Genomic DNA, 15,876 nt, shown 5'->3' with positions numbered 1-15,876 from the left:
CCTACCAGCTTTAAAAGAAGAGCCTAGGTCTAAAAGAAGATCCTAGGACGTTCGCAAGCTCACTGCTAGGGCGGGCTACGCCCTGCTAGATAAAGCAAAGCGCAATAATGACAACTCTGTCTTTCCTGTATATCACCCGCTTCTTCTGTTCTTTACGGTTTTTCCTTATCAGCTTTTAACTGCTTTCCTCGTCTCAGCTTCCCCGGCTTTTAACCGTCTCAGCTTTAACCTGCTTTTCCCATCTCAGCATGCTCCGGCTTTTGCTCGTCTTTGCTTTAACCTAGAACCTGCTTTTCCTAGAACCTAGAACCTTCTCTGCTTTCCCGGCTTTTAACCTTTTGATATGCAAGCATAGCTGCTAACTGTTTCTGCCACGATGCAGTAAGTAGACTCCCCTGTTCAATCGATAATTGATGACACAGTTTTTGTGCATTTAACGCGCTTTGCTTTGGTCGTAATGCCAAGGTGTTTTCATGCAGCCCTTGCCAAACCTGAGTAGTAATCGGCTCTATTAAACAATCAACTGATTTAAATTTAGGCTCTGTCATGGCTAATACCTGACGCTGGATCTCACACGCAAACTCATACCATGACACACTCGCACTACTGGCATAATGGTATAAATGAGCAACGCCTTGAGCCGTTCGTTCTTCCAATGCCGCTTTGTCATTTAAGTTCATCTGTTGAGTTTGCTTAACGAGCAAGAGAATGGCTACAGCTAGGGCTTCGCACCATGTTGGGCTGCCATATTGATCATTGATGACAGATAAGCCCTCTTTTATCTTGAATAATCCCTGCATTGTTTTGACAAAGTTGTTTCCCCAGCAACTGTAAAGCCAAGAGGTACGTATAATCGTTGCCTTAGCCCCTAAGATATCGCTCACCCAACGCTCGCCCTCGAGCTTGCTCTTGCCATAAGACGACAGTGGAGCCGGAGCGTCTTGCTCTGTATACGAGCGCTGTAACCCTCCATCGAACACAAAATCAGTAGAGATATGCACGAGCCTAATGTTTCGATGCAGGCACTCTTGCGCGAGTAATTTAGGTCCTACTCCGTTGACTGCCATCGCTCTATCGACATCTATCTCTGCTTTATCAACGGCATTATAGGCGGCGCAATTAATCACCACATCAGGCTTAAAAGCATCAAAAGCAATCCGAATAGAATCAGGCTCACAAATATCAAGCTGCCGATGAGACAAGCCCATCACTTCATCTGTGGTGGCTGTACACTCTAGGGCTTCAGGCAACGAAGCTAACAACACTCTCTGAGCAGCCGTTAGTGCAATACTATTAGTCTCAGTAGCCCCAGTAACCTCAGTAGCCTTAGTAACTTCGTTAGCTCGAGTAATCTGAGTAGTTCGGGAAAGCTCAGCTACAGACAATAACGCCTGCGCTAATTGGCCTGCTCCCCCCGTGATAAGAATTCGCATCTTGTTTTAATTATCTCTTCTAGCTTTAGTTTGAACTTGCATCAAAGCTTTCTAGTAACACTGAGTACTCATCTAAGGAGCCATGTCCCCGCGATGATAGAAAAGCGAGTAAGGCTTCGGGACTACGATTCAGTAATCTATCTAGAGGAAACTCGGCTTCTGCAACGATCTGCTCAGCCAGTGTAAAGTCAGCCAAGCTGTAGGCCACATGAGAGTCTGAGCCCATCACCAACAAGCCACCAGCCTCTTTAACCGCCTTAGCTATGGCAATGCAATTGTGCTCGCTACCTTTTCGTGAAACTAAAAATGAAGAATTATTGATCTCGAGGGCGACATTATTCTCCGCAGCAGCCTTTGCGACCGCGGTAATGTCTATCGGATAAGCTGGATTCCCCGGGTGCGTAATAATGTCTACATGACCACTGTTGATACAGTTAATCATTGCTGCGGTATGAGTTTCTTTATCGCTTGGTGCAAATACAGGCTCATGAAACCCTGCTAAAACAATGTCTAACTCTTGTAGGTAATCGCCAAAATAATCTATCTCTCCAACTACATTCTTAATATTGGCTTCTATGCCGCGTAAAATGCCGACGCCATCGACCACTCGCGGCAATACTCGCAGATTCACAAAATGCCAAAAGTGGGGAGCGTCGGCCATATCGGGGCCATGATCTGTGGTGGCAAATAGCTTAACCCCTTTATGTTTAGCCATCGCAATATATTCTTGTAACGTACTATAAGCGTGAGTTGAAGCAATTGTATGGGTATGGGTATCAACAAGATATTTCATAGCGTTCTCATTGTATTAAACAAAAAGGAGTAGATGTTTAGTCTACTCCTTTCGCTAGCATTGCTCTATCGCTAACGTAACTAACCTATGATATTAATGGTCGGTTGCTTACTCAGATAACCTAACCCGTTAATTGAGTCCGTTAATCCTGTCAGTAAACTTAATAGCTTTACTTAGTCGCTTTATTTGGTCACTTTGTTTAGTTACTTAAGCTCTTTTCTAACTCATCCCAGGTCTGACGTTTACGATAAATTGTTGAAGCGCTGATATCTAATAACGCCGCCGCTTTAGGCACATTACCACCGCACTGTGCGATAGCATGTTCGATCGTCTGCTTCTCTGTCAGCCATAAGGGGACGATATCATCACTCTTTTCCTCGGCAGCTTTTGATGCATATTGCTCTGCCCCCGAAAAAGCCGCTCGCTCAATGCCATCGAGAAAGGAGGGTGCGGCAGGCTCAGTACGGTTCAGCCCTCTATCTTGTTGCGGTTCAGGTTTAGCCGCAACCTCAGGCTGCTCTTTAGAGTCAAGTTTTACTTCTTGGCCTGCAGTCAATTGCATTGGCAACATATCGAGTTCAACCAACTCACTGTCGTTTAATACCACGATCTGTCTAATGACATTTTGCAACTGCCTAACGTTACCCGGCCATTGATAGGTCTTTAAACATTGCTTAGCATCACGGCTAAAGCCTTTAAACTTTTTACCCTCTTCTTTGTTGTATTCTTTAAGTAAGCTAGACGCCAACAATAAGATATCTTTGCCACGCATTCTTAAGGGGGGCAGCTCGATTGGGATCACATGTAAACGGTAAAACAGATCCTCTCTAAACCGCCCAGCTTTGACTTCATCCCATGGCATTCGATTGGTTGCGCTAACAAAGCGCACATCGACTTTTTCCTCTTTCGTGCCACCTACGCGCTGAAACACACCCGTTTGGATAAAGCGCAACAATTTACTCTGTAGTTCAAGATCCATCTCGCAGATCTCATCGAGAAAAAGCGTACCATTATGTGCGCGAGTCGCGGCGCCATCTCTATTGGCGACGGCACCGGTAAATGCTCCTTTTGTGTGACCAAAGATCTCACTTTCAATTAAATCTTTAGGAATAGAGGCGCAGTTTAACGCCACAAAAGGGCCGTCACGACGATTCCCCGCATTATGTATCGCATGAGCGCACACCTCTTTACCTGTGCCACTTTCACCAATAATAAATGCCGAGGCTTTACTGTTAGCCACACAATCTATGGTTTTATATACGGTCTGCATTGCAAGAGACTCTCCCACAAAGCCCATATAGTGAGGCTTAGGCAGGCTGCTCTCATATTTTGCGACAAGATCAACAAGCTGACGCTGTTTCAAGGCGTTACGAACGGTAATGGAGAGACGTTTGGCATCGAAAGGTTTGACCAGAAAATCGAACGCTCCTGAGCGCATCGCATCAACGGCAATATCGATACTGCCATGAGCGGTGATCATAATAACGGTAACATCTGGGTAGTCGGCCTGCACGGTTTCTAGAATATCCATACCTGACATATCGGGCAGCTGAATATCGAGTACTAACAGATCCGGTTGCCAGCGTTTAAGCTCGTTTAACGCATCCCCCCCATGGTTAACATGGGTTACTCGTGCTCCCTCCGTACGCAGGTATTCGGTATACAGCGCCCCCAGAGACATGCTGTCTTCTACGAGTAATGTGGTAAATGAGCTTGTTATATCCATATAAAGTCAGCCTATTAATAATGAAGTAACGTTCAGCGACAACTTGCTTAATATCAAAAAGTTAAGCTAGCCTTTCCCCAATGAGCATAGGGTTAAGTCTAGCAATAATTACTCTTCGTGTGTTGATTCAAAACGTTGCTGGTATAAGTTAACGGTTAGCTGGGCTGTCGCTATCACTTCATCGAGCAATGCCGGCACCCGTTCCGTCTCTTTGGCTTTAGCGCTTAACTCGAGCCTTTTTGCCACAATAGACAGTGCCGCCGCCCCAAAGCTGCCTGAACTGCTTTTAAGAGTATGAGCCTGTAGATCGATTTCAGCTAGGTCGAGTCCATTTCCGTTCTGGTACTCTAAAAGCAGTAGGCGCAATACACTCAATCGCTCCTGCACCTCGATTAAGAAAACCGTCATCATTCTACTGATCGCTTGCTCACCTAACATCTCTGTTAACTCGTTAAGTACTGCCTCATCAATAATTGTCATCTGTTCCTCATCGCCTTGGGGATCGACATGTAAACGCGCCCTTATGCCGCTTTTACTGCTGTCGTTACTCATTCGCTTTACTCGCTCAAACGGAACCACTTTCGCGCCGTCAATATTTGCTCCATCGTTATTATCCACCGCATGATTGTCCACCGCATGCAACTGAGTGCCCAGTCTATCGAGTTCAGTGGTAACTATAGTCTCTTCCTTAGCCGAAACAATCCATTGATTTACCACATTAACAAGATCTTCTCGGTTAACAGGCTTTGGCACGAAATCTTTCATCCCAGCATTCATGCACTGCTCTACATCTTCTCTTTGTACATTCGCCGTCATCGCAATGACTACCTGTGATGGATTACGCTGCAATATTTTCTGGGTGGCTTCGATACCATCCATCTCGGGCATTCTCATATCCATTAAAATCAAACCATATTCTTTATCTGCGGCCATTTTCAAAGCTTCAACGCCGTTATTGGCTATCTCAACCTTAAAACCTGCCTTACTCAGCAAAGCACTGGCAACAATTTGATTTGCAGGGCTATCCTCAGCCAAAAGAATGGGAAGACTCTGCTCTAGCTTAGCGGATATTTCGGGCTCATGTGGAGTCTGTTCAGCTGATGATTCGTGTTCCCCTCGAAGCACTCCAAGCATCATGTCGCGGCCAAGAGGCTTATTAATCACCTGCTCTAATCCTATCTGCCTGAGTAAGACAGACGCCTCAGGCAGAACAACGGTCATTAATGCCGCCACCATGCCTTCAGCGAGCAGGATTTCACGTTTGATTTTCTCGACCCGGTTAAGATTTAGATCGAGTAGGCAATGCTCATCAATCAACACCAGATTGAAACGACCTTGTACCTGCGAGTGATCAAAGATTGCTTCTATACTGTCGATGCAGACCGATGTCACGCCATACTGGCTGTATTGTCTGCGAATGACATCACGATAAATCTCATTGCCGTGTACCAAGAGTACGCGGGAGTGACTAGGAAGAGGTGCGAATTCAGGGTTAGCACCTTCATCTCGTTTCAGCAATAGCTCAAAGCTAAAGCAACTCCCTTTACCATGCTGACTTGTAACGTCTATATGGCCCCCCATCTGAGTAATAAGCTCTGCACAAATTGCCAAACCGAGACCTGTACCGCTGTAGTTTGTATTATGGCTATCATGTACTTGGCTAAACTCTTCAAATAATGTCGATTGGGCCTCTTCGCTTATTCCAATACCTTGATCCGAGATCTTGCAACACAGACGAGCCTCCTCGGCATCGCCATCGGCGAGGCACATCTCAATGGTTACGCAGCCACCAAAAGAAAACTTAATCGCATTATCGATTAAGTTATGCATCACCTGCCTTAATCTTTGGCCATCACCAATTAACGTCTCCGGCACATTGCGATCAACAAAAATCGCTATCACAATCCCCTTATCCTGAGCCTTGGGTGACAACACCTGTAGCACCTGCATCGCAAGCTTAGCAGGAGAGAAAGCGCTCTCGTCTAGCACCATTTGTCCAGCTTCAATTTTAGAAAAGTCCAGAATATCGTTAATCGTACTCAACAGTGCGGTTCCGGCCTCCTTGGCGGTATTAGCATAGATGCGCTGCTCTTTATTCAATCTTGAGTCCAATATTAAATCAACACTTCCCAGCACCGCATTCAGTGGTGAGCGGATCTCATGACTCATAGTGGCTAAGAATCGTGATTTCGCCTCACTACCCTGCTCGGCTTGCTCTTTGGCCAATTTAAGCTGGGTTTCGTACTCCATTCGACGGGATATATCTCGAATAAATGCGGTGAGCAACATCTCATTACCGAGCTGTACAGGAATAAGCGTTAACTCAATAGGAACGGTTTCCCCAGTAGAGCGACTGGCCTGCATTTGCGTCGAATGCTTAATTGCCACGCCTTCTCCCGTTGCACTGTACTCATCTAAAATCGTGTGAAAACGCTGCCTCTCCTCTCCACTAAAGAACACCTCTTCTAAATGCTGGCCAATCATTTGCTCAGAATGAAACTTAAACAGTAAACATGCCGCGTCATTCACTTCTAGGATCTCACCGGTTATATCAATCGTCACCAACGCATCTTTGCTGCCCTCTAAGGTGGCTAACAAGATGGACTCCGTCCTTTGGGCTGCGACTTGAGCACGCTTCACATCACTTAAGTCCTTCACTAAGCCTAAGAAGAGCTGCTCACCATCGATACACATTTTTGAGATAGACAGTTCTATCGAGAAAAGGCTGCCATCTTTTTTCTGTGCGAGCAGCTCACGTCCTTTGCCTACCCTCTTATCGTCAGCACTTGTTAGGTAGTGTTGGATATATTCGTCATGCATATTACGCTCATTCGATGGCATCAATAATGAAACATTTTGCCCTATCAACTCAGACGAGCTGTAACCGAACAAGCGACTTACCGCAGGGTTAACTTCTTCAATTATCCCTTTCGTATCGACAACCACAAAACCGTCCACAGCGGTCTGCAATATGGCATTGAGCCTAATATTAGCGCTCTCTAACGCCTGATTTTTATCTGCCACCTTGTTTACCATCTGATTAAAGGCAAGCATGGTTTGGCCTATCTCGTCTTCACTGCTAACAGGGATCTGAACTTTCGACTCTCCCTGTAAAATACGCTGAGATGCACCTTTAAGCAGTGCCAAATTGTGGGTCAAATAGTGGCCTAACAGCCAAGAAAATAGTGCGACCAAGAACATCTCGATACCTGCAATGGTCAAGAAACGAGTTCTGGCATCGATAATAAAGCTCTCTAGCTGACCAGTGTCAAAGCCCAACTCAACCTTGCCATAGTTAAATCCCGACTCTTTAATACCTCTTTCAATATCTAAAATCCCGTCATCAACATTAATAATTCCGCTGTCTAATGAGGCCGCTGAGATGCCATTGTGACTGCCAGCTCTCACCAGTAATCGATTTTGGTCATAAATGTTGACATAGAGAACTTGAGAGGTGGTTAGCAACTCATTCGCAAGTACGTTCAGCGTAGAGAGATCACTGCTGATCACCGCATCCTTTGCAGCTGCAGCAAACAAAGATGCGGTCGAGCTGGCGCGCTTTTCAATCTCCGCTTGATTCGAGCTTTTTAGATAATCGACACTGGTATAAACCAGCAGCATCAGTAACAAACCTTCGATTATTGCGATCCCGAGAATCGTTTTTATTCGAAATGACACTAGTGACTCCCCTTTAGTGGCTCGTTAAGCTCACTCAGTGACAGTGCCCGAATATCATCCCAGTCACTGTTTTGCGCAGCCTCCATGGCTTTAAACCCTAATCCCGCTAATAAAGCGCGTCCCTTACTCGTGGTCGAGAGAGCCTGCAACTGGCTTAACAACTGCTCACGACTCTGCTTAGAGACTCGCGGGTGGGTCGCGATAGCGTGGGGAGTGTAACCCGGCGTTTTCCAAAGCACTCTTAGCCGCTGAGTAACATCACCGTCCATGTTTTTAAATGTGCGCCCCACACCACCACCCGCATCGACAAGACCTTGAGCCACTGCAAGATAGACTGAGTCATGGGAACCTACATATTTAGTATTATGAGCAACACCTTGCTGTTTTAATATCGCCCGAGGGATCACGCTAGCCGCAAAGGCTGCGGGAGCCGGAAAGGCTAAAGATTTGCCATCAAGCTCGGCAAGTTTAGATATAGAGGAGTCTTTTCTAACAACGATAAGGCCTTTTAGGTATTTATCTTGCTCTTTCGCCAATGCGATATAACCAGGAGATTCATGAAATACGGTAAAATGATAAGGGTTCATGTAGGCGATATCATACTCCCCCTTTGCTAAACGCATTTCAAAGGTTGGAATGTCCGGCGCAGTTGCAAATTGCAAATTAAGATTCGCATTTTGCGATAGCTCCGCCAACACAGGGGCCCAGCCTTTTGCCAAGGTGCTCGCCGCCTGCTGTGGCACGACTCCAAACGTCAACACCTTAGGTTCAATGCTGTCTACAGCCGTTGCCGAGCTAGAACAGGGCATAAGCATAAACCAATACAAAACAGCCACTTTACTAAACGATTTAAGGCTAGACATCACATTAGCTCCCCAATAGTGCTTAACTCTATTAGTTAGTCCAAGCAATCCCTACGCCACAATGCTAATGCTTAATATATCGGTCTACTTAACAAACTGCTCCTCCCGCCGATAACTCTTTTAAATCATAAAATTAAAGCTAAGCAGTGACTATAAATCTGCCTTTTTGCAAATACTCTCAGCCCATCTCATTAGTTACTGTTCGCCCTGTTCAACAAACCTCTTAAAACACAGCCATCCCAATGGCCACTGTCTGGCATAGAGCTTGCTTTATTACAAAATACCCCTGAGCAAACTAGGTTGAGAAGAAGACAATGACAACGCCTTTAGCTTTACAGCATGTCAGCCAATATAAAATTATCCTGGTGGAAGACAGCGATAGTGAACGCTGTTTACTACTAAACCTACTCGACTCAATGGGATTTACAGCTCAAGGCTTTTCTAATGCACAAGAAGCCCTCGAACACCTTCAAAACGAACATGTGGATATGGTGATCACCGATTGGATAATGCCTCAAATCAGCGGCATTGAACTATGTCAAACCATAAAATCTATGCCTTGCACGCCATATACCATACTGCTTACCGGCAATAACCAGAACGCACATATCGTTGAAGGTATCGAGTCTGGCGCCGATGACTTTATCGCAAAACCTTTTCACAGCGGTGTACTGAAGGTAAGAATTCTCGCTGGGCTGCGTATCATAGAGATGCAACATAAGCTGACCAGTCATAATAAAACACTCAGCCAGATGCTAGTAAAGGAGCAAGATTACCTCAACTGCCTTAAACAGGATCTTTCTCTCGCCGCTCAGCTTCAACGTGCGCTGCTCCCCAAAAACTCAAACTTAAGCGAAGGCTGGCGCGTCACCACCGAATTTAAACCAGCACAAGATCTCGCTGGCGATCTGTTTCAATGCTTCAATATTGACCAGCAGCACATAGGCTTTTACCTACTGGACGTTAGTGGACATGGCACGGCGGCATCGATGCTGAGCTTTACCCTAGCGCATCATCTATCGAGTAACCAAAAAGTCTGGCAGTCACTCGATGTAGCACGAATAACAAACAATCTTAATCGGCAGTTTGATGATCCAGAGCAGTGCGGCCGCTTTGCAACGCTGCTTATCGGGATCGCCAACACCAGGACGGGAGAGGTCGAAATAATCAATGCCGGCCACCCTTCGCCTATTATAGTTAGCCCGAGTGGAGCCAAATTTGTCGATGACAGTTACATTGAGTCTCATCTGCCTATCGGCATAAACAAACAGCACAATTATCAGAGTCAGCACTTCACCTTAGAGAAAGAGCAACAGTTATTGCTCTACTCAGATGGGATCTATGAGTGCAGGCACAGTAAATTTGGCAGCTTCGGGCTGACAAAGCTGCTGAAAAACGTGAGCGATGCCAGAGAGTTACCAGCAGAAAAACTACTCCATTATCTCTGCTATAGCACCGAGCTGTGGCAAGAAAAGCAAGCGCAGGACGATATTTCTTTAATGCTCATCTCTGCCACAAACAACTTATCTCATTGTCGTTATCAAATGTAAGGAAACGCTATGAATAGCCTACAGTTTAATCTAAATCGAAATATTTTTGCCAACCACTCCATCAGCAAAGAGATAGAGCAGTTCATGCTACAAAACGAGGTGTCCGACACTAAGCGCTTCAAAGTGATCACCTGCGTTCTGGAGGCGGTTTCTAATATATTTACCCATGCAGCCCCAAAAATTAACTCTTTAATCATCATCTTGCACTGTGACCATCAGCAGATAGTTATCGATCTACTGGATAACTCACAGATGCAGCCCTTCACACCTCCAACTGATTGTCCACCAGCAGAAGCCATTTCTGGACGAGGTCTTTGGATCATCAAGAGTTGGATGGACAACGTTCGCATTCAAGAAACTGTTGCAGGGACTCACTTGCAGTTTAGTATCGCGGTTTAATTAAAAGAAGGTGCTAGGCTCTAGGTCGCTCACAAGCTCGCTGAAGAAATAAGGATCTAGAATCTAGGACGTTCGCAAGCTCACTACGAGGACGCTTCGCTGCTAGAAAATCAAAAGCGAGACAGGCGCTACCTTTTAGCTTTCATCTACTCCAAGTTCTTTCTCTTTCATGCTTGTCCGCCTTCGCTTTTACCGTCAGCAAAGCGTTCTGTAAGTGATCCAGTGAACGTCCCGCAATCCGTTATCCGCTTTTCCGTCTCAGCTTTATCTTGAACCTAGAAGGAGCCTAGCGACACTCTCGCAGTGACGAAGTCACGTCCTAGAAGCGCAGCGCCCTTCTTTGCCTTAACCGTCAGCAAAGCGTTCCGTAAGTGAGCCTGCGAACGTTCCTAAATCCGTTATCCGCTTTTCCGTCACAGCTTTATCTTGAACCTAGAAGGAGCCTAGCGACACTCTCGCAGTGACGAAGTCACATTCTAGAAGCGCAGCGCCCTTCCTAGCCTTTTCCATCTCACCTTATTCCGGCTTTTAATCGTCTTTGCTCTCACCTCGCACCCGCTTTTCCTAATCCCTAGAACCTAGAAGTCGCAACGCGACGCTCTCGAAGTGACATCGTCACGCTCTATAAGCAAAGCGCCCTTCTTAGCCAGCTCCCATTTTGCATCGCAAATCAAGACCCTAGATTCAAACGAGGTCAGCAACACATAAAACAAAGAGTAAAGCCTTCAAATACAACCATATAGCGTTTGGCATCAGGTTTGCATTGTTAGTAAGCAAAGAGTTAATAGGTTCTATACCTGTTCGATAACCACGCAAAATGCCAAGTGCATTTTTAAGGATGGCGATATGACTTTCTCTCAATTACCACAAAATAATGCATGCAAGATCACCCTACCTGATGAGGTGATTATGACGCAAACGCCGACACTTAGAGCCGCAATACTACAGCAAATAGATGCAGGGATGACCCAACTCGTGATTGACCTACACAAGGTGGAATATATCGACTCAAGTGGCCTATCAGTGCTGATCTCCGCCTTAAAACGTGTAGAGCAAGACAATGGTGAGATTGTCCTGCTGTCACCGACCGCTGGCGTACGTTCGCTCATTGAACTTACTCGCTTACATCAGATCTTTACTATCTATGAAGATGAAGCAGCAGCCGTCGATTACATCTGTAATGAGCTTAGCCAAACAGCGCACTAAGAGGACACGGTTATGAGTCTCAAACAAGACATTGTTACTGCACGCAAACAAGCGCACCAAGTAAAGAGCACTCTCAGGTTTATCACCTGTATCGCTTTATTACTGCTCACAGCTTGCGTTACGCCTCATCACCCTGAAGAGTCCACTATCTGCAAGGGTAATAACAATGACAATATGACTCAGTGCCACTTTTATGACCGTAACACCCCTTACACGCGCAGCAAAAACGGAGACAAAGCGGCTAACATCAACAGGGGAAGAACCGATAGTACAATGGGCAATACCTGGTTAATGCATGCTGGCCAGTCACAACAACCGCTGCACTTACCTCAAAATATTCGCTTATCGGTAGGTGACAAACTCAAGATTAGAGTGCTCAATGGCGAGGAGTTCAGCGGAGATGTTGAAGTCAATAACGATGGCTATATCTATCTGCCTTACTTGGCGCCGATTCATGCTAAGGGCCTCGATATTGCACAGCTAACAAGTTCACTCCAGCAACACCTAGTCGATGAAGAGTTCATGCTTAAAAACAGCGTTCGCCTAAGCATCACTCCCCTAAGCTGGGCGCCCGTTGAGGTAACCGTGTCTGGTGGAGTATTCGAACCGGGTCAACACTTGATCAATAAGAAATCTGATCTTGATATCATCGATGATGATGGCAACCACAGTGGCGACCAAGCTGCTAAGCGTACCATCGCATCGGCACTGAGAGCATCGGGCGGAGTGCGTCCCGATGCCAATATTTCAGCGGTTACGGTGTTCAGAGGACAACATAGCTTTACCTTAGATCTATCAGGCGTGATCCATGGATACCCTGTCCCCAAGTTCACCCTGATGTCAGGAGATCATATTCATGTACCACAACATGACTATTTTGATGATGTGCTCGCCCGCCCATCGCAAATTACCGCTCCGGGTATTCGAGTCTTTATATCGAATCTAACCCAACCGGCATCCAGTAACGCGCAGTCAGCTGTCGACACCGACGCGACCCGATTCCCTTATGGTACTCGCCTGTTAAGTGGCGCCATCGCAGCCAACTGTGTCGGTGGTGCACAGTCAACCAATGCCAGTCGCTACTTGTTACTGATCACTAAGAACCCGTTAACCGCCCAAGTCGATGTGGTAGAACGCTCAATGGATAACTTAATCAGACACTCTTGGGAAACGGGAATGAACCCTATCTTAATGCCAGGTGATGGGATCGCTTGTTATGACTCTCGCGTCACCAATATACGAGAAATTGCACGTTCAATCACCGAAGTACTCGTCCCAGCGACTCTGCTAGAGTTGCTGTAATAGAAGCGATACAAGGAGGTTATGATGAAAACAAAACACTCCTACAGGCCTCTTTTATGGTTAAAGCACTACTTTGTAAACGGTAGTCAGCTATCGGTGCATAAGAGAAAGCGTGCCTATCTCATCGTCACCTCACTACTGCTGCTTAGTATCTGGTTTCTAGTACTGCTATTCACTGTGTTAAGTCCAAGCCGTTACATCAGCCAATGGACGCTTATTTTACCCGGAGCTGGCGCCGGAGCCTTAGTTAGCCTAGATAGTGTGGGGCAAGCTAATAGCTCTACCAACTCCCCTTATGCGAGTAGCGCAATCGACCCTAGAGTCAACTATAAGTCTATTGCAACGAGTAAAACCCTGATCAACGCCGCCGCCAAAACAATGCACCTTAAAGGCAGCGAGTTTGGCATGCCAAAATTAAAACTACCTAACCAAACTGGGATCATGCAATTTAGCATAAAAGGCCCTACGGCCAAGGGCGCGCAGCAAAAAGCCTGGGCACATTATCACAGCTTGCAAGCTTTGCTAGCCGAGCTTCGCCGAGATGAAATTGAGCAGCGCGAAGATGCCATCCGAGTTGGCATGGCCACCTTCGCCAATAAAGTGAATTTAACTCAAGAGAAATTACTCGAGTTTCAATCGATACACGGGCTTGTTTCACTGGATCAATTCAAAGAACTAGCCTTGACCATGGAGAGACTGAGACATAACAAAGTCAATTTAGTCTCAGAGCTACAAGGCGTAAAAGCCAGCCAGAAAATGCTAGAAATCCACCTAAGCTTAACGCCAAAACAGGCGGCGGGATTATTGACCTTGAAAAATGATCAGCTATTTCAACAGCTACTCATCAGCTATACCAATGTCACTGCGACACTTGCAGAGTACAGCAGTCGCTTTGGCAAGCGTCATCCAAAGGTCGTTACCTATAAAGATGAGCAAAAGTCTGTACTCAACGCATTAACTCGACGGTGCAAGACGCTACTTGGCTATAACGATAAACGCTTAATGTTGATGCTGTCTGCTGATGATTTAGATGGCCGGGCTCAGCTTATGCAGGAATTACTCTCGCTCAATACCAAAGCCGAAGGGCTTAGGCATCAGATTGATACCCTGTCAGATCAGATCCACGACTGGGACCACAGGTTTACCGACAGTAACGACGATGCAGCAAAGCTCGAAGGACTGCAACGAGAACACCAAGTCGCTACCGCAGTTTTTACCTCCGCACTGGCGAAAATGGATCTAGGTAAAGCCGACATATACGCAGCCTATCCGTTACTGCAACTGATGGCTGCACCGACATTAGCAGAACAGCCCGATAACTTGCGCTCTCTACTGGCAATAGTTGGCGGCGTAGCGGCTTCAATTTCACTGATTGCAGGGATGGGAATGCTATGGATCCGCAAACCTATACTCCAGAAAATTCTGACGAAGTAATCATCTGGCGCTCAATTACCGGCACCTATCTGTTCTGGGTTTTAGGTGCGATGTATCTCGTTGCCCCCGTTATTGCCTGGATATTACTGCTACGCATGCTAAAGCGAGTATTACTGGATAAAAAAAGTTATACCGTCAGCAAAACACAAGCTTGCTGGCTAGCCGCTATGGCTACGATGTTATTGGCACTGGTAATCGGCCACCTGACACACGATTTAGGCCTAGCTAAACTGATAAAGTCCAGTATCGGCTGGGCAAAAGGCTGGGCTCTTTTGGCTATATTTCCACTACTGGGCAGCCTACAGATCAGGCCTGAGCTTATCTATCGGGCATGTTGTATCGTCTGCAAACATACACTTATCCTGCTGCCAATCTTCATACTCGCTTGGGTAGTAAAACTTCCCAGCACCCTATACACATCGCCCTTAAGCATTATTGGCGGCCCTGGCCCCGAATTTTTCAACGTCAGCCTATATGAGATAGACCCTGCCAGTGGCTTACCAAGATGGCGACTCTTCACTCCCTGGGCACCGGCCTTAGGCATGCTTGGTAATCTATTCTTTACCTTTGCCATTCAAGAAAAAGTCAAACGATTCAAGTTCTATGGCTTTGCAGGCAGCTTTTGTATGATTTTACTGTCGCAATCTCGACTAGCCTTAGTGTGTTACCTGTTGCTGATAGGCTTTTTTATGTTTATCCGCTGGTGTAGATCTCCATGGGTTTACTTCGCAGCAACTCCCCTCTTTATGTTGCTTGGGGGGGCAGGAATTTATGTTGTCGAGAAGATGCAACAAAGCGTGGAAGCCTTTAAAGCCGCCCGAGCTGGCTCAACCCGTGTGCGCCAGGAGTTGGCTAATATTGCCCTCGAGCGCTGGGCCAATGAAGCTGTAGTCTGGGGACACGGCATTGTGGAACGTGGCCCACACCTAGTGGAATATATGCCGATTGGCTCCCACCATACTTGGTATGGCTTATTATTTGTGAAAGGCGTTGTGGGCGCTATCGCCTTGGCGATTCCTCTGCTTGTCACCCTGTTAGCTCTGCTCAAAACCCTTTTTCACTCAGCCCTGAGCGCCGTCGCCGTCTCAATCATCTTTCAGCTGTTTCTATATACATTCGGTGAAAACCTAGAGATCCTCGCCTATCTATTCTGGCCTGGGCTTGTTATCGTCGGAGCAGCTTTAAAAGAAGGTTCTAGGCTCTAGGCTATAGTCCGCTCGTAAACTCACTTCTAGGACGCTTCGCTGCTAAGAAGTCAAAAGCGAGACAGGCGCTACCTTTGATCTTTCATTTATTCCAAGTTATTTCTCTTTCATGCTTTTCCGTCTTAGCTTGCCCGCCTTAGCTTTTACCGTCTCAGCTTGTTCCGGCTTTTAATCGTCTTTGCTTTCGCTAGAACCTAGAAGGAGCGTAGCGACGCTCTCGCAGTGACGAAGTCGCGTCCTAGAAGCGCAGCGCCCTTCTTAGCCTTTCACCGTAAGTCAGCTCGCGA

11 protein-coding genes are annotated in these 15,876 nt (G+C 46.4%); 6 read left to right on the top strand and 5 right to left on the bottom strand.

Annotated features, from left to right (window positions below; all coding sequences use genetic code 11):
- Nucleotides 1-296: 296 nt before the first annotated feature.
- The 5 genes from rfbD to L1D44_RS14325 all read right to left on the bottom strand — a co-directional run bounded on the left by rfbD (nt 297) and on the right by L1D44_RS14325 (nt 8,493).
- A complete protein-coding gene (gene rfbD, locus L1D44_RS14345) occupies nt 297-1,433 on the bottom strand; it encodes a dTDP-4-dehydrorhamnose reductase (RefSeq protein ID WP_239891668.1) in 1,137 nt (378 codons plus the stop codon).
- A gap of 25 nt (nt 1,434-1,458) precedes the next feature.
- A complete protein-coding gene (locus L1D44_RS14340; RefSeq protein WP_220769830.1) occupies nt 1,459-2,226 on the bottom strand; it encodes a phosphatase in 768 nt (255 codons plus the stop codon).
- Nucleotides 2,227-2,425: 199 nt separating this feature from the next.
- Nucleotides 2,426-3,952, bottom strand: a complete 1,527-nt coding sequence (locus L1D44_RS14335) for a sigma-54 dependent transcriptional regulator (protein WP_239891666.1) — start codon at nt 3,950-3,952, stop codon at nt 2,426-2,428.
- Nucleotides 3,953-4,060: 108 nt separating this feature from the next.
- Nucleotides 4,061-7,630, bottom strand: a complete 3,570-nt coding sequence (locus tag L1D44_RS14330; RefSeq protein WP_239891664.1) for a PAS domain S-box protein — start codon at nt 7,628-7,630, stop codon at nt 4,061-4,063.
- On the bottom strand, nt 7,630-8,493 hold the full coding sequence (locus L1D44_RS14325) for a PhnD/SsuA/transferrin family substrate-binding protein (protein WP_239891662.1): 864 nt from the start codon (nt 8,491-8,493) through the stop codon (nt 7,630-7,632). The genes L1D44_RS14330 and L1D44_RS14325 overlap by 1 nt, the downstream gene beginning before the upstream one ends.
- Nucleotides 8,494-8,807: 314 nt before the next feature.
- Here L1D44_RS14325 and L1D44_RS14320 point away from each other — a divergent pair, with 314 nt between their 5' ends.
- The 6 genes from L1D44_RS14320 to L1D44_RS14295 all read left to right on the top strand — a co-directional run bounded on the left by L1D44_RS14320 (nt 8,808) and on the right by L1D44_RS14295 (nt 15,589).
- Entirely contained in the window at nt 8,808-10,043 is a 1,236-nt protein-coding gene (locus L1D44_RS14320; RefSeq protein WP_239891660.1) for a SpoIIE family protein phosphatase, read from the top strand.
- A gap of 9 nt (nt 10,044-10,052) precedes the next feature.
- On the top strand, nt 10,053-10,442 hold the full coding sequence (locus tag L1D44_RS14315; protein WP_239891658.1) for an ATP-binding protein: 390 nt from the start codon (nt 10,053-10,055) through the stop codon (nt 10,440-10,442).
- 846 nt (nt 10,443-11,288) lie between these two features.
- Entirely contained in the window at nt 11,289-11,648 is a 360-nt protein-coding gene (locus tag L1D44_RS14310; RefSeq protein WP_239891656.1) for an STAS domain-containing protein, read from the top strand.
- Nucleotides 11,649-11,660: 12 nt separating this feature from the next.
- A complete protein-coding gene (locus tag L1D44_RS14305; protein WP_239891654.1) occupies nt 11,661-12,950 on the top strand; it encodes a polysaccharide biosynthesis/export family protein in 1,290 nt (429 codons plus the stop codon).
- Between the two features lie 21 nt (nt 12,951-12,971).
- Nucleotides 12,972-14,384, top strand: a complete 1,413-nt coding sequence (locus L1D44_RS14300) for an exopolysaccharide biosynthesis protein (protein ID WP_345773639.1) — start codon at nt 12,972-12,974, stop codon at nt 14,382-14,384.
- Nucleotides 14,342-15,589 carry an O-antigen ligase family protein gene (locus L1D44_RS14295; RefSeq protein ID WP_239891652.1) on the top strand — a complete coding sequence of 416 codons (1,248 nt, stop codon included), beginning with the start codon at nt 14,342-14,344 and terminating at the stop codon, nt 15,587-15,589. The genes L1D44_RS14300 and L1D44_RS14295 overlap by 43 nt, the downstream gene beginning before the upstream one ends.
- Nucleotides 15,590-15,876: the final 287 nt, after the last annotated feature.

It is taken from the genome of Shewanella sp. Isolate13, from assembly GCF_022398325.1.
Taxonomy (GTDB): Bacteria; Pseudomonadota; Gammaproteobacteria; order Enterobacterales; family Shewanellaceae; genus Shewanella.
The sequence above is the reverse complement of the archived record's forward strand: the minus strand, read 5'-3'. Positions and strand labels throughout refer to the sequence as shown.